21 protein-coding genes are annotated in these 20,733 nt (G+C 65.5%); 10 read left to right on the top strand and 11 right to left on the bottom strand.

The genetic code is table 11. The features are described from left to right. Nucleotides 1-148 precede the first annotated feature (148 nt). Together ACSQ3P_RS24645 and ACSQ3P_RS24640 are read left to right on the top strand one after the other, a co-directional pair. A complete protein-coding gene (locus tag ACSQ3P_RS24645; RefSeq protein ID WP_436168104.1) occupies nt 149-2,626 on the top strand; it encodes an EAL domain-containing protein in 2,478 nt (825 codons plus the stop codon). 610 nt (nt 2,627-3,236) lie between these two features. Then, entirely contained in the window at nt 3,237-6,041 is a 2,805-nt protein-coding gene (locus ACSQ3P_RS24640) for an autotransporter outer membrane beta-barrel domain-containing protein (RefSeq protein ID WP_436168103.1), read from the top strand. Nucleotides 6,042-6,158: 117 nt separating this feature from the next. Here ACSQ3P_RS24640 and ACSQ3P_RS24635 read toward each other — a convergent pair whose 3' ends face one another. Both ACSQ3P_RS24635 and ACSQ3P_RS24630 read right to left on the bottom strand, forming a co-directional pair. After that, nucleotides 6,159-6,440, bottom strand: coding sequence for a hypothetical protein (locus tag ACSQ3P_RS24635; protein ID WP_436168102.1), 282 nt, complete (start codon nt 6,438-6,440; stop codon nt 6,159-6,161). Between the two features lie 114 nt (nt 6,441-6,554). After that, nucleotides 6,555-6,860 carry a hypothetical protein gene (locus ACSQ3P_RS24630; protein ID WP_436168101.1) on the bottom strand — a complete coding sequence of 102 codons (306 nt, stop codon included), beginning with the start codon at nt 6,858-6,860 and terminating at the stop codon, nt 6,555-6,557. Between the two features lie 66 nt (nt 6,861-6,926). Between ACSQ3P_RS24630 and ACSQ3P_RS24625 the strand changes: the two genes are divergently transcribed. From ACSQ3P_RS24625 to ACSQ3P_RS24605, 5 genes are all read left to right on the top strand, one after another. After that, nucleotides 6,927-7,181, top strand: a complete 255-nt coding sequence (locus ACSQ3P_RS24625) for a hypothetical protein (RefSeq protein ID WP_436168100.1) — start codon at nt 6,927-6,929, stop codon at nt 7,179-7,181. Nucleotides 7,182-7,346: 165 nt separating this feature from the next. Beyond that, nucleotides 7,347-7,715, top strand: coding sequence for a GNAT family N-acetyltransferase (locus ACSQ3P_RS24620; protein WP_436168099.1), 369 nt, complete (start codon nt 7,347-7,349; stop codon nt 7,713-7,715). Then, nucleotides 7,715-8,092, top strand: a complete 378-nt coding sequence (locus ACSQ3P_RS24615) for a VOC family protein (protein ID WP_436168098.1) — start codon at nt 7,715-7,717, stop codon at nt 8,090-8,092. The genes ACSQ3P_RS24620 and ACSQ3P_RS24615 overlap by 1 nt, the downstream gene beginning before the upstream one ends. Nucleotides 8,093-8,279: 187 nt before the next feature. Next, the gene (locus ACSQ3P_RS24610) at nt 8,280-8,837 is read left to right on the top strand and encodes a hypothetical protein (RefSeq protein WP_436168097.1); all 558 of its coding nucleotides are present in this window, start codon (nt 8,280-8,282) and stop codon (nt 8,835-8,837) included. A gap of 11 nt (nt 8,838-8,848) precedes the next feature. Continuing rightward, nucleotides 8,849-9,073, top strand: coding sequence for a hypothetical protein (locus tag ACSQ3P_RS24605; RefSeq protein WP_436168096.1), 225 nt, complete (start codon nt 8,849-8,851; stop codon nt 9,071-9,073). A 178-nt stretch (nt 9,074-9,251) separates the two neighbouring features. Here ACSQ3P_RS24605 and ACSQ3P_RS24600 read toward each other — a convergent pair whose 3' ends face one another. The 3 genes from ACSQ3P_RS24600 to ACSQ3P_RS24590 all read right to left on the bottom strand — a co-directional run bounded on the left by ACSQ3P_RS24600 (nt 9,252) and on the right by ACSQ3P_RS24590 (nt 11,121). Beyond that, the gene (locus ACSQ3P_RS24600; RefSeq protein WP_436168278.1) at nt 9,252-9,686 is read right to left on the bottom strand and encodes a CBS domain-containing protein; all 435 of its coding nucleotides are present in this window, start codon (nt 9,684-9,686) and stop codon (nt 9,252-9,254) included. Nucleotides 9,687-9,899: 213 nt separating this feature from the next. Next, entirely contained in the window at nt 9,900-10,301 is a 402-nt protein-coding gene (locus tag ACSQ3P_RS24595) for a hypothetical protein (RefSeq protein WP_436168095.1), read from the bottom strand. 145 nt (nt 10,302-10,446) lie between these two features. Beyond that, nucleotides 10,447-11,121 carry an alpha/beta fold hydrolase gene (locus ACSQ3P_RS24590; RefSeq protein ID WP_436168094.1) on the bottom strand — a complete coding sequence of 225 codons (675 nt, stop codon included), beginning with the start codon at nt 11,119-11,121 and terminating at the stop codon, nt 10,447-10,449. A gap of 116 nt (nt 11,122-11,237) precedes the next feature. On the opposite strand from ACSQ3P_RS24590, the gene ACSQ3P_RS24585 reads away from it, so the two are divergent. Then, on the top strand, nt 11,238-12,050 hold the full coding sequence (locus tag ACSQ3P_RS24585) for an AraC family transcriptional regulator (protein WP_436168277.1): 813 nt from the start codon (nt 11,238-11,240) through the stop codon (nt 12,048-12,050). Nucleotides 12,051-12,148: 98 nt separating this feature from the next. Here the strand turns inward: ACSQ3P_RS24585 and ACSQ3P_RS24580 are convergent, their stop codons facing one another. Then, nucleotides 12,149-12,451 carry a type II toxin-antitoxin system RelE/ParE family toxin gene (locus tag ACSQ3P_RS24580; protein WP_436168093.1) on the bottom strand — a complete coding sequence of 101 codons (303 nt, stop codon included), beginning with the start codon at nt 12,449-12,451 and terminating at the stop codon, nt 12,149-12,151. A gap of 2 nt (nt 12,452-12,453) precedes the next feature. Further along, the gene (locus ACSQ3P_RS24575) at nt 12,454-12,735 is read right to left on the bottom strand and encodes a type II toxin-antitoxin system ParD family antitoxin (protein WP_436168092.1); all 282 of its coding nucleotides are present in this window, start codon (nt 12,733-12,735) and stop codon (nt 12,454-12,456) included. 334 nt (nt 12,736-13,069) lie between these two features. Between ACSQ3P_RS24575 and ACSQ3P_RS24570 the strand changes: the two genes are divergently transcribed. Further along, nucleotides 13,070-14,920, top strand: coding sequence for an ABC transporter ATP-binding protein (locus tag ACSQ3P_RS24570; protein ID WP_436168091.1), 1,851 nt, complete (start codon nt 13,070-13,072; stop codon nt 14,918-14,920). Between the two features lie 257 nt (nt 14,921-15,177). Next, nucleotides 15,178-15,837 (top strand): NAD(P)-binding oxidoreductase, encoded by a 660-nt coding sequence (locus tag ACSQ3P_RS24565; protein WP_436168090.1) that lies wholly within the window; start codon nt 15,178-15,180, stop codon nt 15,835-15,837. A 130-nt stretch (nt 15,838-15,967) separates the two neighbouring features. Here the strand turns inward: ACSQ3P_RS24565 and ACSQ3P_RS24560 are convergent, their stop codons facing one another. From ACSQ3P_RS24560 to ACSQ3P_RS24545, 4 genes are all read right to left on the bottom strand, one after another. Beyond that, nucleotides 15,968-16,411: a DUF2809 domain-containing protein gene (locus ACSQ3P_RS24560; RefSeq protein ID WP_436168089.1), complete on the bottom strand. Its 444-nt coding sequence runs from the start codon at nt 16,409-16,411 to the stop codon at nt 15,968-15,970. Next, nucleotides 16,404-17,957 carry a HAMP domain-containing sensor histidine kinase gene (locus ACSQ3P_RS24555; RefSeq protein ID WP_436168276.1) on the bottom strand — a complete coding sequence of 518 codons (1,554 nt, stop codon included), beginning with the start codon at nt 17,955-17,957 and terminating at the stop codon, nt 16,404-16,406. The genes ACSQ3P_RS24560 and ACSQ3P_RS24555 overlap by 8 nt, the downstream gene beginning before the upstream one ends. An 86-nt stretch (nt 17,958-18,043) precedes the next feature. Continuing rightward, on the bottom strand, nt 18,044-18,748 hold the full coding sequence (locus ACSQ3P_RS24550) for a response regulator (protein ID WP_436168088.1): 705 nt from the start codon (nt 18,746-18,748) through the stop codon (nt 18,044-18,046). A gap of 13 nt (nt 18,749-18,761) precedes the next feature. Next, nucleotides 18,762-20,381 carry a DUF4153 domain-containing protein gene (locus tag ACSQ3P_RS24545; protein ID WP_436168087.1) on the bottom strand — a complete coding sequence of 540 codons (1,620 nt, stop codon included), beginning with the start codon at nt 20,379-20,381 and terminating at the stop codon, nt 18,762-18,764. Between the last annotated feature and the right edge of the window lie 352 nt (nt 20,382-20,733).

The raw sequence follows: 20,733 nt of genomic DNA, 5'->3' as shown, positions 1-20,733 counted from the left end.
GCCGGCATGACGTCGCAGCCTGAATGATTTCCGCGACGGTCCTCTGCAATTTTAGCGTTCCTTGGCACGATGTCGTTCGCATTCTGCCCTATACGAGCGGAATGATCGTCAAAATTGCGCAGGCGCCATGTATCGAACACTGACGTGCTTGACGGATGAGCATGCCGCCTGGGTGCTGCCCTTGTCGGCGCTGGTCTGCTGGGTGTCATGCCATGCAGCGTTCGGCCTGCTCAAACAGGCCCGCGAAAGCGCGGGCTGGGCCGCCGTCATCTGGCTCGTCGCCACCGGTGCCGCGGCCGGCGCGGGCATCTGGAGCACGCATTTCATCGCCATGCTCGGCTACGAGCCGCCGCTCAGCATCGGCTATGATGTACGCCTGACGCTGGCGTCATTGGGCGTCGCCATCGCGACGGCTTTTTGCGCCGCGAGCCTGATCCGGGGCGCCGCCGGCCCCGTCGCCATTGTCGCCAGCGGCATCGTGCTGACCATGGGCATCGCCGCGATGCATTTCACCGGGATGGCGGGCGTCCGCATTCCCGGCCGCTTCATCTGGGACGAAGCGCTCGTCGCGGCGGCGCTCGCGTCAGCTGCCGTGCTGACCTGCGCGGCGCTGTTCGTGTTCATCCGCCGCCCGACCCGCTACCCCCGCGCCGTTGCCGCGACACTTCTGGCTGGCGCCATCGGCACCCTGCACTTCGTCTCGATGGCCGCGGTGCAGGCGGTGCCGGACCCCTCGATCGCCGCTCCCGACGACGAACTGGCGCGCGGAGCGCTGGCAGCCGGCGTGGCGGCCGTGATGCTGACGATCCTGGCGTTCTCCGCACTCAGCTTGTTCGCCGACCGCCTCAGGCGCGCCAACCGCGCCCTCGCCTCGCATGGCGCGGCGCTGCGCGTCAGCGAGGAGCGCCTGGCCCGAGCCCTGGATGCGGGAAGCGACGGCCTGTGGGACTGGAATATCGCGACCGGCCAGGCCTGGTACTCCGACCGCTGGCTGACCATGCTGGGCTACGAGCCCGGCGAGCTCGAGGGCCTTGTCGGGACCTGGCAAGGCCTGCTCCATCCACAGGACGCACTGAGGGCCCAGGAGCTCCTGCAGGCGCATTTCGACGGCCGCTCGCCGGTCTATGAATGCGAGTATCGGCTGCGCCGCAAGGACGGCAGCTGGGGCTGGGTGCACGCGCGCGGCAAGGTCGTGGAGCGCGACGCCGGGGACCTGCCCCAGCGCATCGTCGGCACGCATATCGACATCGAAGCGCGCAAGCTTGCCGAGCAGCAGATCGCCCATATGGCGCGCCATGACGGGCTGACCGGCCTGACCAACCGGACCCGCTTCTACGAGCTGTTGCGCCTGGCCTTGCGGCAGGTCGCCCATGACGGCGGCACTTGTGCGGTGATGTGCCTGGATCTCGACCGCTTCAAGACCGTCAATGATACGGCTGGCCACATGGCCGGCGATGAACTGCTGAAGCGTGTCGCCGGCAGGATCGCCGGGCGCATGCATCCAGCCGACATCGTGGCGCGCATGGGCGGCGACGAGTTCGCCATTCTGGTCAGGAGCGACCCGAGCGATGAATACCTGCGCCGCCTGGCCGAGGAGCTGATTGGCGCCGTGGGCAAGCCGTTCTCCCTGGGCGGACAGACCATCGAGGTCGGCCTCAGCATCGGGATCGCGCGGGCGCCGCAGCACGGCCTGGTCGAGACGCTTCTGTTCAGCCGGGCCGATCTCGCGCTCTACCAGGCGAAGGCCGAGGGGCGTAACTGCTATCGCATGTTCGACGCGGCGATGGACGAGGCGATGACGCGGCGGCGCGAACTCGAACGCGATCTCAGGACGGCGCTCGCCGACGGGAAGCTGGAACTCCACTATCAGCCGCAGGTGAGGGCCAGCAGCCGCAAGCTCATAGGCTTTGAGGCGCTCGCGCGCTGGCGGCATCCGGTGCGCGGCCTCATCCCGCCCGGCGAGTTCATCCCGCTGGCCGAGGAGACCGGCCTCATCTCGGCGCTCGGGGAATGGGTCCTGCGGACCGCCTGCAGCGAGGCGGCGCGCTGGACGCAGCCGCTCAAGATCGCGGTCAACCTGTCTCCTCGCGAGTTCCAGCAGGGCGACCTTCCCGAGCTCATCTTCGCAATCCTGGCCGAGACCGGCCTGTCGCCGAGTCGCCTGGAGATCGAAGTCACGGAGACGGCAATCTTCGCCGATATGAGCCGCGCGCTCTCGATCCTGCGGCGGCTGAAGGCGCTGGGCATCAGCATCGCGATGGACGATTTCGGAACCGGCTACGCTTCGCTGGCGACCCTGCAGGCCTTCCCCTTCGACAAGATCAAGATCGACCGGTCCTTCGTCGGGCAGGTCGAAACCAGCCCGCAGGCCGCGGTGATCGTGCGCGCTGTCCTGGGACTGGGACGCAGCCTCGGCATCGGCGTCGTGGCGGAGGGGGTCGAGACCGCCGGCCAGATGCGCTTCCTGGTCAGCGAAGACTGCGAGGAGCTGCAAGGCTATCTGTTCGGCAAGCCCCAGCCGATCGAAAGCTTCGCGGAGGCCATGGGCGGCCGGCAGGCTTCCGATCTCGCGACCAGGGCAGCGCCGGCCCGCCAGCTCGCCGCGCGCATGGCCTTCGCCTCGTAAGAGGCCTGCAGCATCAGGCCGAATTTCGTATTCGGCCTGATGCTGTGGTGCTTCGAGCTCGCATTGGCTTGGTCCGAAAACCGGTACCCCGTTTTTGGGGCCGATGCTCCAAGAGCCGGCTGGACCTGTGAGCCCTCATCCTGAGAGTCTGGCCAATAACGATGCCGCTATTTTCAAAATCTTGAATATTGGGGAAAAACGCGCCGTCATCCCGGGCGGAGCGAAGCGCAGACCCGGGATCCATGCCGGAACGCCTATCGCGAAAGGTTCAGGCATGGATCCCGGGTCTCCCTGCGGTCGCCCGGGATGACGGCGCAATTGTTGCCAAGGGCCAGGCCTTTGAAAATAAGGGCATCGTTATCGGCCAGGCTCTGAGGAGCCGCGAAGCGGCGTCTCGAAGGATGAGGGCTGCAGCTTGGGATGGGGCCGAAGTTTCCACGGGCTCCAAGCCGGCACGAGCCAGCCCCGGCCGCCTGTCGCAGCGCTGTGATATATTTGCTGCTTTGTAAACGTTCTGTTCGCCGTGTTGCCGGTGCGGCCTTGTCGCAAAGGCCGAATCCGGGAATTCTTGCAACCTGGGATATTTCCCAGTTTTCCCTGAAGAATCGCGATGGAGACGGGCGTGGGCGGGGCTGCAGGCATGGAATATACGGGAAAAGCGAGGCTTTTCGCCGGGGTCTCCTTTGCGGCGCTGGCCATCGCCGGCCTGACGCCGGCCTCGGCCGCGACCTATTACGTCAGCAATGACGGCCAGCTGCGCTCCGCCATCACTACGGCGAACGGCGACGGCGATCCGAGCTCGACGATCGTCATGACCGCTGATTTCACTACGGCTCTCGGCAATTTACCAACCGCGACGAAGCCCATCACAATCGACAGCCAAGGGTTCACTCTCTTCGGCACCCCCAACAGCGGTACCTCAATCTCTGGAGTCGGCGCCGTCAGAACGTTGGTAGGCACGTTCCAGGGCACCGACGGCGGAACTTCGGCAGCGGCTCTTGCCATTCGCGCCGGGGCGTCGGTAACGAATATGGGGCTCGTCCAAGGTGGAACCACCAATGCGGGGACCGGGGCCCCCGGCGTCGATTTTGGCGGCCCGGGAGCCATTGCGACGCTGACCAACCACGGCGTTATTCGCGGTGGAACAGGCACAACCGGCGGCCGTGGCATATCCGCGCGCAATGGCGCCGGCCAGATCATCAACACCGGCACGATTGAGGGCGGCACAGGCAACTTCGCGATAGCCGCCACCTCCGCCACTTTGGCACTCAATATCATCAACAGCGGCACGATTCGGGCCGGCGCCGGCAGCGATGCGATCGGCTGGATCGCCGGCGTCACTCCGACGACAGGCTCGCTCACGCTAGAGCTTCAGGCCGGCTCGGTGATCGAGGGCAATGTCGTCGCGAACGCCACCGGTGTGAACGACGTCTTCCGCCTCGGCGGCACCGGGATCTCCAGCTTCGACATCTCGGCGATCGGCCCGAGCGCGCAGTACCAGAACTTCGACAGCTTCGAGAAGACGGGGACCGGCACCTGGAGCCTGATTGGCGCCGGCACGGCGACCACGAACTGGCTGGTCCAGCAGGGCACGCTGCAGATCGGCAATGGCGGCACCAGCGGCAGCCTCATCGGCAGCGTCACGACCGCCGGTACCGGCACGCTGGCCTTCAACCGCTCCGATGCCTTCACCTTCGACAATCTTGTCCTGGGCAGCGGCACGCTCCGCCAGATCGGCAGCGGCACGACGATCCTGACGGCCAATAATTCGGCGTTCTCCGGCGCCACCCTGGTCGAGGCCGGCACATTGTCGGTCAACGGAGTGCTGGGCGGCACGGTGACGGTGCTCGGCGGCCGGCTGCAGGGCAACGGCACGGTCGGCGCGACCACGATTTCGGCCGGCGGCACCATCGCGCCCGGCAACTCGATCGGCACACTCACCGTCAACGGGACGTATCTGCAGGCGGCCGGCTCGACCTATCAGGTCGAGATCGACCCCGCGACCGTGACCTCCGACCTGATCCGGGTGAACGGCACGGCGACGCTGGCGAGCGGCGCGGCCTTCACTGCCATCAATTACACCGGAGCCACCCTGCTGGCCGGCCAGCGCTACACCATCCTGACCTCGACCGGCGGGCTGACCGGAAGCTATGGCTCGGGCGACTTCGCCATGACGCCGTTCCTGAGCCTGCGCGACAGCTACGACGCCAACAACGCCTATCTGACGGTGATCCAGACGCGCACCGTCGCCTCCGCCGGCTCGACCGGCAACCAGGTCGCGGTCGGCAACGGCGTCGACAGCCTGCCGGCGAGCAACCCGGTCCAGACCGGCATGATCAACCAGCCGACGCTGGATGCCGCCCGCACGGCGCTCGACCAGATCTCCGGCGAGATCCATGCCTCGGCCAGGACGGCGCTGATCGACGAGAGCTGGCTGCTGCGCGCCGCCGTCAACGACCGGCTGCGCTCGGCCTTCGGAGGCGTCGGCGTGGCGCCGATGGCGACGTTGAATTACGGCTTCACCGCCGACCTCGCCCCGAGCGTGAAGGGGCCGATGCCGACGCTGAACGCCGACCGCTTCGCGGTCTGGGGCCAGGGCTATGGTTCCTGGGGCCGCAGCGGCAGCGACGGCAACGCCGCCAGGCTGACGCATTCGACCGGCGGCTTCCTGCTCGGTGCCGATGCCGCCCTGTTCGACACGCTGCGCATCGGCGCGGTCGCCGGCTACAGCCGCAGCGTGTTCGACGTGAACAGCCGGTTCTCCTCGGGCGAGAGCGACAACTACCATCTCGGCCTTTACGCCGGCGGCCAATGGGGCGTGCTCAGCCTGCGGACCGGCGCGAGCTATAGCTGGCACGATGTCGAGACCAGCCGCACCGTCATCTCCTCGGCCTTCGGCAGCAATCTGCGCGCCGGTTACGACGCCGGCACGGCCCAGATCTTCGGCGAGCTCGGCTATCGCATCGACCTTGACCGGGTCGCCTTCGAGCCCTTCGCGGGCCTCGCCTATGTCAATCTGCATACGGACGGCTTCAGCGAGACCGGGGGCGCGGCCGCGTTGACCGCCCGCGGCGACGACACCAGGCTCGGCTATTCCACGCTGGGCCTGCGCGCCTCGACCAATTTCACCTTGCAGGGCATCCTGGCCTCGCGGGGCGTGGACCTGACCCTGCGCGGCGGGCTCGCCTGGCGCCATGCCTTCGGCGACGTCGATCCGACCACGACCCTCGCCTTCTCAGGCGCGAGCGCCTTCAGCATCGCCGGCGTCCCGATCGCCCGGGACGCCGCCATCGTCGAGGCCGGGCTCGACCTCGCCATCGGCAAGAGCGCCACGCTCGGCCTGGCCTATACCGGCCAGCTCGCCCAGGACACGCAGGACCACGCCTTCAAGGGCGTGCTGGCTGTGAGGTTCTGAAGCGCGCGCGAACCTGGCCGCGCTGCGTTTCGGGGAGCCGCCCTGCTCCGGCCGGCCCAAATGATCGGCTGACGCGGCTCTTCCGCTCCGGTTGCTCATCTGCCGTCGGGCTCGCCGCTAGGCTTTGCTGCTACCGCTGTCGATGACCACGAAGTTTTCGCCGAGGCCGGGCTTGGCAGACGGCTTCTTCGCCGGTTCGGATACAGGTTCGGTCCAATGCTTTTCGGCAGCAGTGCCCTCGGAGTCGTTTGGATCATAGGGCGCGTGCGGTCCGGTGGGGTTCACCGAGCGCGGGCTCGGCCCGGCCCGCCGTTCGGCATCCTCACCGGACTGTCCGGGGCGCTGCGGGGTGTTGTAGGGCGCCGGCGCATCCGTGGCGCGATGTGGCGTGTTCGTCATGGGGCTATCCTCCTCAAGGGAAGAACCGCTCGTCATGGGGTCGGGTTCCCCTGCCCCGGCCCATATCGGACGGCGCTGCCGCGTTATGGCTGAGGTTCTCGCACCCGGCGGTATCTAACCAACCACGCCCGCCCGACTGACCATGCCTGCCGCGACCTCCTCGACATAGCGGAGCCTGGCCGCGGCGGTGTTGGGAGCCGAGCCCAACCACGCCAGATAGGCGTCAGGCTTGATCGTGACGACTTCGATCGCTTTCCCGGCGGCGAGAGCCTCGGCCAGAACGCGGCGGGCATTGCGATGCCATGTGGCATAGTCGGGCGAAATCTCGGCGCGATCATGGGCGAGCGACCAGAGCCGCGCGAAATCCTCCTCCTCGTACCACGGCATCGCGACCGTGTACGCCCCGGATAACGGCTTCATGCGTCGTAGATCCCCCTGCCAGACAGACTACAACGCGGCGACCATACCGGCCTGCACAAGGTCATCATGGAACGAAGCGGCCGCCTTGTCCGTTTGGCGTTTTTGGAGGTCGCCATGAAAACGCATGTGCAACATGATCCTGCCGAGCGGGCATCCGATGCTCCCACGAGAATCCAGATCGAGACCTCGGAAGATTATGCGCTGGCGCTCAGGCGCATCAAGACCCTGAACAGGTCCCAGCGCTCGCAGAGCGAGGAGGCGGAGCTCGAGGCGCTGAACGAAGCCATTCGCGGCTGGGACAGTCGTCACGGTGCTGGCTAGCAGTCTCCGACCTGATTGGATCGCTCAATTGCTCCTGCTTTTTGCTTTAACGCGTTTTCTCCGCGCAAACGCTTCGCGTTTGTCGCGGGGGAACCGGTAGCCACTTCGCTCGAAACGCTCCAGCAGCTGCAGGAACTCGGACTGCTCCTCCAATCGGGACCAGGCATGGAACTCCGGGCCGAGCTGACGGTTCAACGCCGGGGTAAGCTTTGTGGAGGTGCCATGACCACGCATGCAACAAGCCCAACCGCGCCATCGATCCGTGACGAACCCGAACGCAACCGTTTCGTGATGCGCGTTCGCGGCGGCGAGGCCTTCGCAACCTACCGGCGCGCGAACGGCTACCTCGTCATCTCGCATACCGAAGTTCCGCCCACGCTTCGCGGACAGGGCATCGGGTCCGAGCTGGCCGCAGGCATTTTCGAATTCGCGCGTAGCAAGGGCGAACGTATCATGCCCGCCTGTTCCTTCCTGGCCGATTGGGTGCGGCGCCATCCCGAATATCGCGATGTGCTCGCGGGGAAGGAGGCGTGATGATCGACCATGTCTCGGTTGGAACAAACGACATCGTCCGCGCACGCATCTTCTACGATGCCGTTCTGGACCGCCTCGGATTGCGGCTGCTCAACAGCAGCGCCCGTTCGGCGGATTACGGGGTAAGCGCCATCCTGTTCTCCGTGGAAACGCCGCATGACGGAAAGCATGCCTCCGTCGGCAATGGAACTCATATCGCCTTCCTGGCTGGCGGCCGCGACGTCGTCGATGCGTTTCATGACATTGCTTTGGCCCATGGCGGCTCCGATGCCGGACCGCCCGGCCTGCGTCCCGAATACGATGCTCACTACTACGGGGCCTTCGTATTCGATCCCGACGGCAACAAGATCGAGGCCGTCACCCGCTCGGCGACATGAAGGAGGTCGAGATGCCTGCTGGCTCTCGGCTGGCCCCTCCCGGCAACCGCACGCTGGCTCTGCTTGTTCCCGGAGGCGAGTGATGGAACGGCCGCGCGTTCTGTCTTCGGGAACAAGATGCCCTTCGGGAACAAGATGCGCGGGACTTGGTTCGTTTCGAAGTGCATCCCAGCGAAGGAGCAGCTTCATGGCACGCACCATCACACGGTCCTATGATGACATCGCCGACGCCGAGACCGCTGTTTCGCGGCTCGAAGCGGCAGGTGCCCAATCCGAGGATATCAGCATCATCGGCTACCGCCCGGAGCAGGTGGAGGCCGATGCCAGGCATGGGGGCGAGGTCGGGGGCGTCGTCGGAGGCGGCGCCGGGCTGCTCGGGAGCTTGGCGGCCCTGCCGATCCCCGGCGTGGGCCCCGCTTTTGCGGCAGGATGGATTCTCAGCAGCATGGCGGTGGGCGCAGTCGCCGGCGTCGCAGCCGGCAATCTGATCGGAGCGATGACCAGCACCGGCCTGAATGATGACGAGGCCCATTATTTCGCCGAGACCATCCGGCGCGGCGGTGTGGTCGTTTCGGTCCGGACATCGGATTCGCACGCCTCGGTCATCGAGAAGATCATGGATGGCGCTGGTTCGGTCGATGCCGAAGCGCGCCGCCGAGAGTATGAGCGAGAGGGCTGGAAGCGCTTCGACGAGAGCGCCGGCCCCTATCGCACTCCGCATGATCTGTCCGGGATCATCTCGTGAGGGGATAGGTCATGGAAACCGAGGCCGAGCGACGGGCGCGGATGCAGTCCGTCGCGAAAGGCGGCGATCCCATTCCTCCGATGCGGGCCGACAGCCATTCGACAGCAGATCCCGCTGTCGAAACGCCAATCGAAGCCCGTCAGGGCTTTCTCGGGCGGCCAGTGCTGGTCGTTCTCGTCGGCGGGCTCGTCCTGGCCGCGGTCGCATGGCTGGCAGTCGCGCTGCTGGGTTATTGATTACCCCGGCTGGCCGCAGGGAACACAAACGACCGATCGCTGCGCGCAGCGCGGCAGTTACCCGCCCGGTGTTCATCGGCCCGGCGCTCCGAAAGGCGGCCGGGCCTCTCAGCCTGGAATTCGTCGCGCCGTCCAGGCGCAGGGGAAGCGGGGTTGCCCCCTGCCCCGGCAGTTCGGCTTAGCGCGTCTGGTTGTGCTTCCCGCCTGGCCGGGAAATTCCGCTCAAAGCCTCACCGGCCTTGCCGTTGCCATCCACAATCGCGACGTCGCCGAGCGAGACGATGCCGACCAGGCGCTTGGATCGATCCACGACCGGCAAGCGCCGGACCTGGATGTCAGCCATATTGCGGGTGACCTCGTCGAGGTCCTGATCGTCAAAACAATATTTGACGTCGATCGTCATCACGTCGCGGACCTTGGCGTCGGGACCCTTGCCCGCCGCGACGCCGCGTATCGCGATGTCGCGATCGGTGATCATGCCGACCAGGCGGTCCTGATCACCGACAGGCAATACGCCGGCATCGAGGCTCGCCATCATTCGCGCGGCCTCCTGGATGGTTTCGTTGGGACTGGCAACATAGACGTCCGGGGTCATTGCTTCACTGACTCGCATCGCCACCTCCTCTGGTTGGGACTGGTCGTCGCGCATGTCGCCGCCCGCTCGAACGCAAACGAGGACATGTTCTGCCTTGGGCTGCGGCACTAATTGCAGTGGAACGGGAGTCGGCTCGATCTGTTCCGACTCCTTTGAAAGAAGGCCGCATTTCGCAGGCTGCTTACGCCCGTCGGCGCGCCGCTTACTTCCGCGTCAGCTTTTGCTCCCGCATCAGCTTTTGCGCAGCTTGCCCCAATTTCCAGGCAGCCCGGAGAAAGGAAGGTCGTCGCTGGTCAGGAGCTTATCGCCTGCCGGCGTCTGGCCGACCTCATCCTCATCCCGGTCACCACGCAGCTGATCGCGCGCGTTCAGCAGTTCGCCCGCCGCCGCGAGGATTTCGGTTGGCGGCTCCAGATCCTCCTGAAGATGCCACTCGACGAAATCGCGGCTCTTGCCCGTCTGGTTCGCCAGGCTGGCGACCCAATCCTCATGCGGAAATCGGCTGGCCATGACGAGGGCAAGTTCACGTCCGGTCCCGATATGTTCGAATGGTGTCATGCTCCTCTCCTTTCCCAGCCCTTGGGATCCTTTCCTGGCTCTTCGGATTTCTGGCTCTTCGGATTTCTGGGCCATCGCAGAGGCAACACTTGCTGGCCCGCCTGGTTCCAAGATCGAAAGCTCGCAAGATCGAAAGCGCGCAAAATCGAAAACGCGACAGGGGGAAACCTGGTTTCGTGGCGGCGAAAGGGGCCTGACGCGACTGAGGGGCTAATGCCGACTATTGCATGGCCTCGAGCCTGGTCAGGATTGCCAGGAACTGATCAGGCGCCGCGGCGATGATGTTGTGCCTGGTGGGCATCTCCTCGATCCGCCAGTCCGCGAGCTTTCTGAGGCGCTCGACCGTTGCAGGGAACGGGCTGTCGGCCCAGCCGGTGGCGTAGACAAAGAGCTTCTCGCGAACCTCTTTGCAGCGCCCGGCCAATCGGATCTTCTGGAGAAACGACGCTAAGGGATGCGGCCGGCAACGCGGGTCCATATGCGCGGGCGGTCGAACGCCAAAGCCGTCCTCGTCGGCCCCCTCAATGGCGATCGCCCGGAAGTGGTCGTTGACCAGGCTCCACCAGGTATCGCCATCCTCGGGCACAAGCGCGTCGATGTAGACGAGCGCGGCTATGCGCTCGGGCATGCGATCCGCCACCCCCGTTATCACCATCCCGCCATAGCTGTGCGCGCACAGAACGACATCGGAGAGATCCTCGAATTCGAGCAGATTGGCCACATCGAGAATATGTGTGTCGAGGTTGGGTCGCGCCGCCGCGAGGTGCACCCGTTCGCCCAATCCGGTGAGTGTCGGCGTAAACACCTCATGTCCAAGCGCACGCAGCCTGCGCGCGAAAGGCGTGAGCTCGCAGCCGCCATGCCAGCCGCCCGCCACGATAACGACGTTCGCCATCCGCCAACTCCTCATCAATGCCCGGCTCGATCACGCCGCATTCGGGGAATTTTAGCGCTTTTGGGCATGCAGGAATTTGGATATTCTGCCAATTCATTATCAAAATCAGTCAATCCATGCGGCAGCCACTTCACTATCCATGGCCGGATTTCGATGTGGACGGGACCATCGCTCCGGCGATTGCGGTACGCGTCGACGTCAGCGAAACGGGAGCGGAGGTTGCCGCTCACCAGCACCGCAAGGGCCAGCTCGTCTTTGCGCTGACTGGGGGCGTAAGCTGTCGCGTTCCCAGCGGCTTATGGATGGTGCCGACGCATTGCGCGGTCTGGATTCCAGGCGGCATGAAACACAGCAATATCGCGACCGCCAATGCGAAGCTGTTCTTCGTTTACATCGAACCCGGCGCTGCCGATCTTCCGGTCCGATGCTGCACCGTTTCCATCTCGCCATTATTGCGCGAACTCATCGTCGCGCTGTCCGAACGCTCCGATACGGATGACGCTGACGCGCTTCTGGCCAGGCTGTTGCTCGCCGAATTGCCGCGCATGCCTGTCCAGCAGCTCTATCTGCCGATCTCGTCGGAACCGCGGCTGCGCCGGATTGCCGATGCCTTGGCCGCAAACCCTGCCGACCGGACCGGCTTAAGCGCCTGGGCCAGTCGCGTCGCGCTCAGCGAGAGCAGCCTCAGCCGCCTGGTGATCAAGGAAACCGGGTTGAGCTTCGGGCGCTGGCGACAACAGCTGCACCTGATCGTCGCCATCAGGGAGTTGTCCAACGGCGCGACAGTCCAGCAGGTTTCGGCCGAGCTGGGCTACGAATCCGTCGCGGCCTTCATCACCATGTTCAAGAAGGCGCTGGGCAAGCCGCCGGCGAAATACCTTGCCAGTGTGAAATACCCGGCAAGCGTTATGCATGATGACCGCACATAGAGCATTTTCGAGCGAAGTGGACACCGGTTCGCGTGAAGAAAACGCGTTAAAACAAGGAGCTAGAGTTATTGAACGATCTCATCAGATCGAAAACTGCTCTAGCCGCCTGTCTCTTCCGGCAATGCCCGCCCGCCATAGAGAACGTTCGACACGACAACTTCGTCACCCTCCACCAGGAAGGCGATCGTCACGCGGCGCTCGAACCCGATGATGCGCAGACCCGGGCGGATGTCGTCGCGGCGCGTTCCGCGCTCGGGGAAGGTATCAAACCCTGCCAGATAGGCCATGATGCGCTGGACATAGCCTTGGGCAATGGCCTGCGAGGCTTGATCCCGGATGTAGTCGTAGATGGCGGCCAGGTCGGCCTCCGCCTCCGGCAAAAGCCTGATGCGGTAGACCATGGTCAGCGCGCTTTGTCGGCGTCTGCGTTCATCCTGGCGCTGAGGCGTCCGAACGCCTCGTCGAGCGGCGCGCCCCTGGTCGGATCGGCGCGGTAGCGGTCAAGGGTCGGCCCGACCTCATCCTGCAGCCACCGCTCCACCACGGCGTCGCGTTCCTGCAGCGCCCGCAAGCCTTCGCGGATGACCTCGCTCTCGGAGGCGTAGCCGCCTGCCTCGACCTTGGATTTCACCATCCGCGCCAGTTCCAGCGGCAGGGTGATGCTCATTTGCTGGGTGGTTCTCATGGTCGCAGCCTTTCCTTAGCCCTCTTATAGCACGCAGTAGGATTGCATCCTATCGGCTTGCCGGCATGACCTATGTCGATCCCCCCTCACCTGCGCAAAAAACCGCCCGAAACCGGACTGGGCCGAAGACAGGAACGAGTGGAATCCGGGTTTGTCGAGGTCTGCAATCGGCCAGACCCAGACGCTCGTCATGCTCCAGCAAGCAGACATTGCGCGAAAGGGGCGCCAATCATTTGGGCGGCCAGGTGGAAACGCGGTCGATCAGTCTAGAACTCGCCTCTGACCGCGACCATTCGCGGTTGCCACACCGACACCCTAGCAACCATAAGGACTGATGTTCAGCTTCTTCGACACTCTCGTTGATTCGACAGCATCGCCTCCGGGCGAGCCTCCCAGCGGACTACGGACATTCTATTGGCATTTCATCCGCCAGGCGAAGGGCCTGTTCGCAGCGCTGTTCATGCTCGGCTTTGCGCTTGCCGTCGTTGACGCCGTGGTGCCTTATCTTATCGGGCGCCTCGTCTCCATCCTGTCGTCGGTACCGCGCGAGCGCGTTTTCGACGCTGCCGGCCATCTGCTCCTGATCTTGGCGGCGATCGTGCTCGTGGTGCGGCCGCTGGGCGCGATCCTGTTTCGCCTGCTCGTGAACCACTCGATTGCCGTCTCTTTCACGACGCTGATTCACTGGCAGAATTACTGGCACGTCGTGCGCCAGCCGCTCGCCTTCTTTCATGACGACTTCGCCGGGCGCTTGGCCAGCCGGGTCATGCAGACGGGCCGGCCGCTGCGGGATACGATCGTCTCCTTCGTTCGCGCGGTCTGGCAGATCCTCATTTTCGGCGCGACCGCGATCGGTCTTCTCGGCACGCAGGACATTCGCCTGGCCGCACCGATGATGGCCTGGTTTCTGTTCTACGGCTCGCTCCTCGCCTACACGCTGCCGAAGATGCAGGTCCGCTCGCGCGAGACCTCGGAGATGCGCTCGGCCATCTCCGGCAAGGTCGTCGACACCTTCACCAATATGATGACCGTCAAGCTGTTCGGGCGCCGGAGCGATGATGACGCCTATATGCGCGACGGCTTCCAGCGCTTCCAGGCCGCTTTCGCGCGCCAGCAGCGGCTCAATACCGTCTATGTGTTCTGCCTGGTCTGCCTCAACGCGATCCTCTTGGCGACGACGGGCGGTATCGGCGTCTGGCTGTTCTCGCAGGGACGCGTCGATGCGGGCACGCTGACGACCGCCGTTCTTCTGACAACCCAGATCATCGCCATGTCAAATTGGGTGGCGTTCGAAATCGCAGGCATTTTCGAGAATATCGGCGTCGTGCAGGAGGGCATGAAGACGATCGCGCAGCCGCTGAGCCAGCTCGACAGGCCCGGCGCGCGTCCGCTCGCGGCTTCGCATGGCGAGATCCGGTTCGAGGATCTGCATTTTCACTACACGCAGCCGCACCGCGTGGTGGACGGGCTGTCCCTGACCGTCGGCGCCGGTGAAAAGGTCGGCCTGGTCGGGCGCTCGGGCGCGGGCAAGTCCACGCTCGTCAATCTGCTGCTGCGCTTTTACGAACCGCAATCGGGCCGAATCCTGATCGACGGTCAGGACATCGCCGGCGTCACCGAAGAGTCGCTGCGCGCGCGGATCGCAGTGGTGGCTCAGGATTCCTCGCTGCTGCACCGCTCCGTCGGCGAGAACATCCTCTATGCCCGCCACGACGCCGATGAAGAGATGATGCGTGACGCGGCCCGGAAGGCGCAAGCCGACAGCTTCATCGACAGACTGGTGGACGGCAAGGGGCGCCAAGGTTTCGAAGCCTTCGTCGGCGAGCGCGGCGTCAAGCTCTCCGGCGGACAGCGCCAGCGCATCGCCATTGCGCGGGTGATCCTGAAAGACGCCCCGATTCTCCTGCTCGACGAGGCGACATCATCCCTCGACTCGCAGGTCGAGGCCGCGATCCAGGATGCGCTCTCGGACCTCATGCACGGGAAGACCGTCATCGCCATCGCGCATCGCCTCTCCACGCTGCAACTCATGGACCGGCTTGTGGTGATGGATGGCGGGCGCATTGTCGATCAAGGCTCCCATGCGGAGTTGCTTGATCGCGGCGGGCTCTATGCCGAGCTGTGGGCGCATCAATCCGGAGGCTTCATCGTGCCACAACGCCCGCAGGGTTCCCGGAAGCCGTAAACCTCCCTGCCGGCGCAACTCCTGCCGGCTTGCAAGCGAGCCTGTCCGAAAGCCGGCTTTCGTGGAGTCCGCACGGGGTGGCAAGCGGACATTCCGCAGCTGGTCGCCGGATGGTCCAGCTTTAACCCAAGCTATTGCTTGACTGGGTGGGATCAGCGCGCTGATGAGATCAGGCTCTGGACTCGCGCCGCAGAAATGGAACAGAGGGCCATACGACGTATGGCACGGTTCCTCGGCCATCCCATCAGGAGAGCGCCATGCAAAAGGTTTTCGTTGTTGGCGCAGCGGGCAAGATCGGGCGCTCGCTGACACGTCAGTTGAGCGAGCGCGGTCATCAAACAATGGCGCTGTACCGCAAGCCGGAGCAAGCGGATGAACTCATGGCACTGGGCGCTACTCCGGTGCAGGGTAGCCTTACGGAACTTGATGTGTCCCAGTTAGCTCGGCTCATGGCTGATAGCGACGTGGTGGTTTTTTCTGCCGGAGCTGGCGGGAAGGGTGGCACGGAGATGACCAATGCAATCGACGGTCGTGGGTTGGAGTTGTCAGTGGCGTCTGCCCAAGAGGCCGGCATCAGGCGCTTTCTTTTAGTCTCGGCTTTCCCCGAAGCGTTCCGTGGCAAACAGGTATCCGATACCTTCGAAAACTACATGGCTGTGAAGAAGCTGGCCGATGTCCATCTGGCGGAAACGGATATGGATTGGGTGATCCTCCGGCCGGGGACATTGTTAAGCGACCCCGGCACCGGCATGGTGCGAGCGGGTTTGGCAATTCCCAATGGTGAGGTCACGCGAGACGACGTTGCGACGGCGCTCGTCGAGATTATCGAGAATCCGGCAGTCAACCGCATCATCATTGAGCTCACAAAGGGTGATACGCCGGTCGGCCAAGCCATACAGCGGTTGGCACAACCATAATCGCAGCGACCCTGGATGGTCAGCGACAGAATTCGTGTTCAGAGAATGGACCGCTCTTGGTTCACCGCGAAGTGGCTTAACGTCGAGCCCTAGACGCCCCGAAAGTTCGGAACGGGCCGCACTCGGGCCGTCAACGGCCCGCATCCCTGGGACATGACGCGCCCGCTCGTCGCAGGAGACGGTCAGCCCCCCAGCCCAGCCCGATCCCAACCCCATAAGCCACGAGGTTCCATGGCGAGAAGACGCGCCCGAGCAAGAGCGCGCCTGGCGTCGTCAGCCTGAAGGCGTCGAGCCAGGGCGTGTGCCAGAGGCGAAACAGCTCGACACTGAGCGCGGTCACGGCGGCAAGGCCTGCAAGCTGCGCAGCAGGTCGCCGCATGGCGATGCTGGCCAGCAGCGCATAGACCATCGTGCCCCAAAGCAGCGAGCCGCCATATTTCACGACGATGAAGGGCAGGCTGAGACCGGGGCCGAAGCGCCGCAGCAGCAGGCCCGAGATGATGATCGCGAGGCAGAAGGCGATCATGACCCGGCGTGAGCGCGGGCCCGTTTCTGGCGAGCTCGTTTCAGCCATGAACCTCGCCTTCGGCGGCGCGCTGAAAGGCCAGGCTGAAGGCAGCCCCGGCCGCGGGATCGAGAAGTTCGATCGACCCGCTGTGCGCGTTGAGCATCGCGCGGACGATGGCGAGCCCCATGCCGGTTCCGCCGCTGTCACGGCGCGTGGTGAAGAAGCTGTCGAAGATCCGCGCCCGGTTGTTCGGCGAGACGCCGCTGCCATTGTCGGAGACGGTGACGTGGAGCCGGTCCGCCTCAGCCGCCGCGCTGATGGCGAACTCGGTCGCGCCATGGCGCAGCGCATTGTCGGCGAGATGGGACAGGATGATGCGCAGATTCTCGGCGGAGATGCGGATCGAGCCATCGAGATCGCCCTCCGCGCGAATGGCGAGCTCCGGGACATCCCGTTGGAGAGCGGCGATGGCGGGCGAGAGGCTGGTCGCGCCCCCGGTCGGCGCGCTCTCGGCGCGGGCAAGCTCGCGCAGGCGGTTGGTGATCGCGGTCAGGCGATGCGTGTCGGTGATGATGTTGCTGAGGAAGCGGCGACGTTCCGCGTCGCTCATCGCGCGGCCGTCGCCGGCGATATCGTCGCGCAGCAATTCGGCCGCGCCCTCGATCGAGGTCAGGGGCGATTTCAGCTCATGCGAGACATGCGCCGCGAAGGTCGCGATGAAGTCGGAGCGGTTGTTCAGATTGCCGGCCATGTCGAGGAAGCTCTGCGACAGTTTTGCGAACTCGGCGGTGCCGTGATTGCTCAATGGGCGCATGGCGGCGCGGTCGCCATGGCCGATCGCGACCGTCCGGGCGATCAGTTCATGCACCGGGCGGGTGATGGTGCGGTGGAAGGCAAGGCCGATCAGCAGCGTCAGCGCGGCGACGGACAGGCCGGCAAGCACGACCTTGCCGCGCTCCTCATAGAGATGGCGGAAGACGTTGCTGGGCGTGCGCGAGGCGTAGAGCACGCCGGCGACGCGGCCGCGCAGGATGATCGGCGTCGCCGCGAAGATGCGGATGCTGGTGCCGCGGCTGAGCGAATAGAGCGGCGGCGGCGCATTCTTCGAGACGCGCTGGCGCAGCGTCGTGGTGAAGCGCCCGCTTAGCGCTGTCGCGACCTCCTCGACATGGGCCAGCGACAGGCCGGTCTCCTCGCGCCCGGCGATCACCACCCCCCACGGATCGAGCAGGCGGAAGCCCGCCAGCGTGACGCTCTGGGTTTCCGCAAGCAGCGGCGACAAGCGCTCGCCCGCCGCCCTGAAGGCTGCGCTGGCGGGCTCGCGTGCGGGCTGCGCATCGGGCCTGCGGCCGAGCATGCCGTCGCGCGTCAGGTCGAGCCTGGGCAGGATCGGCCTGAAGGGCTCGTCGCGAGCCGAGGCCGGCTCGGCTGGAGCCTGCGCGCCCAATGCGGCCTCAGTGGGCAGATTGCTCTCGAAATCCTGTCGGATCACGGCGGCGAGGACCACGCTTTGCGCGATCAGCTCCGCCTCGGTCTGATGAACCAGCTGGTTTTCGTAGATGCGGAAGAAGAACAGGCCGATGAATGGCAGGGCGAGCACCGCCGTCAGCATCAGGAAGACGATGAGGCTGAGATTGGGCCGCCATTTCGCGGCGACCCGGGCCGCAGGCGCGCCGGGGGTCTTCACGGTGCTCGTCTTCAAGTCCTTGCCTCGCAGCGCCCGAGCCGGAAGCCGACGCCGTGCACGGTGTCGATCGCGCTGTCGCAGCCCACAGCCGCGAGCTTGGCGCGGATGTTGCGGATATGGCTGTCGATCGTCCGGTCGGCGACATGGACGGCCCCGGCATAGGCGCTTTCCAGGATCTGCTCGCGGCTGAAGACCTGGCGGGGACGCGCGGCAAAGGCCTTCAGGATCGCAAACTCGATGCCCGTCAGCGCCAGGGCCTTGCCCGCGAAGCTCGCCAGATGGGCTTCCGGGTCAAGCTGCAGCGCGCCCTGCGACAGTGGCTCGGCTGGCGCCGCAGCGGTGACCCTGCCGGGGCGCGTGCGTTTCAGGATCACGCTGACGCGGGCCACCAGCTCGCGCGGGCTGAACGGCTTGGTGACATAGTCGTCGCCACCGATTTCGAGCCCCAGGACCCGGTCGATCTCCTCGTCCCGCGCCGACAGAAAGAGGATCGGCGCATCCGAGGATCTGCGGAGTTGCCGGCAGACCTCGAGCCCGTCCATTTCCGGCATGCCGATGTCGAGAATGACAAGGTCGGCGGGCTGCCGCCTGAAGCTCTCCAGAGCCTGCACGCCATCGCGCGCGATCACCGTCGCCATGCCGGCCTTCTCGAGCGCGAAACAGATGACCTCGCGGATATGGCTGTCGTCATCGACCACGAGTATGCGGGGCGCCATTGTCGCGTGCCTGTCACTGGCCGGGCGTGGCCGGGCTGCGGTTGACCCCTAAAGGGGCATCGGGAGTGTTAGCCAAGTATCGCGACAGGCGCCACGCGCGAAAGCCCCAGGCCCGCCAATCCCCCTGTTCTGCGTGATGCTCGCCCGCCATGCGGTCGCGGATGCCCGGTAGCCTGTTCACGTTCCAGCTCCAGGACGAGCCCGGAACGGCGCGCTCGACGGCTGCGATGCGCGGCGCGTAGCGGTCGAGCGCGGGGATGGCCTGGGGACCGAGCGAGGTCAGATAGAGGACGTCGAGACGCGGGCCGGTTCCGCGCAGCTCCTGGGAATGGCGGAAATTGTAGTTCGCGATCACGGCTGGCGTGTTGACGAAGCAGAAGCCGTAAAGCGTCAGCGCCAGCGCGGCGGCATTGGCCGAGACGAGCCAGTTCGTCGATTTGCGGCCGCTGATCTGGATGACGATCAGCACCAGGCCGATGGCGACGAGCAGCATCCAGATGAAGGCGACAAGGCGCAGCCAGGTCAGCGAATAGGCGGCGACATAGAGGTCCAGCCGCAGCAGCGACGAGACCATCAGCATGATGTTCTGGCCGACCCAGGCGAGCACCAGCGGCCGGATCGCAGCCTTGCGCGCGGCGGGGCCGGCCGGGCGCATCGCGATCATGACGAAAACGGCAGCCAGCAGCGCGGTGACGACGAGCGGATAGGCGCCGCGATGGGCATAAGCCGCATAGCTCATGCCGTCGGGCAGCGCCACACCGCCCCAGAGATAGGCGATATCGAGGCAGGTCTGCACGGCGAAGAGCGCGTTGAACAGGACCAGCGAACGCAGGATCGCCGCGTCGCCGAACAGCCCATAGGGATCGTAGGTGATCGCCTTGGCCGCCGGCGCCGCCGTCTCCTGCTTCGCCAACGCTTGCGCCTTGCGCTTGCGGGCCGCCCGGACATGCAGCATCGGCCAGATCAGGCACAGCATCAGGAGCCAGAACAGGGTCCGCCCCGGCGAGAGCAGGTTGAAGAGCAGGCGTGGATCGATCCGGCTCAGCCAGCTTTCCAGGAGCGGATTGGCGGAGGCAAACAGCGTCGCGAAGACGCTGAGGAAGATCAGCGGGATGATCCAGCTCGTCACCCAGCCGAACCCGCCCGGGGCCCTCCTGCGCAGCGCCGAGAGGCGGCTGACGCGCCCGATATCGCCGAGCAGCCTGAAGGCGCCGGCAAGCAGCATCCGCCTCGCCTCCCGGATCTGCTCCTGCCAGCGGGCCTGCCGTTGCTGGCTGATCATCACGGCAAAGATCATTGTCGAGAGGATCGCCAGCGAGGAGGACAGCAGATCGACCGCCTCGACGATGACTAGCAGCCCTGCCCCCAGCAACAGCAGCGCCAGCGCGCGGCTGCGGCCGCTCGCCCTGATCGGGTTCGCCCAGAGCGAGGCGGCGGCCAGGGCCGCGAGGAAATAGGCGAGCGAGATGCCGAGCTCATGGCCGTAGAACAGGAGATCGGCCAGGAGCACCAGGCCGCCGGCGAGCCCGAGCCGGGTTTGCAGCCAGCGCCTTGGCCGGGGTGAGGACGGGCCCGCCGTCATTCCTGCCGGGATCGGGATGGAGTTTGAGATCGGGATAGATGGGACGGGCATGGATCTGGGGCCTCGCTGAGGGCGGTTTGCGGCGCGCGGGAGCGGCGCGGCGGAGCGGGAAAAACGGAAATCGCGGTCTCGGCAGGGAGCGCACTCGCCAGGAGCCACCAGCCATCCCGGGCCAGCCGGCGCGGCAAGGTCGGTGTGAAAGCGCGGGGAGCGATGATCTCTGCCATGCCGCAGTCATGCGCCCGCCGCTTGCAGCGCCAGCCGGGGCAAGGATCAGGATTTCAGGATTATTGTGCAGATTTCGTGCAGCGCCGCGCGGCGTAAGCCGTTGCGCGCGCATTCGTCCCGGGAGCGTCACCCCGGGAGGACTGGTGCGTGGCGTCTGCCGGAAGACGAATAGCGG

The sequence above is a fragment of the Allobosea sp. LjRoot9 genome, assembly GCF_964252745.1.
GTDB lineage: Bacteria > Pseudomonadota > Alphaproteobacteria > Rhizobiales > Beijerinckiaceae > Allobosea.
Note: the sequence above shows the minus strand (reverse complement) of the source record. Positions and strands in the feature narration are given on the sequence as shown.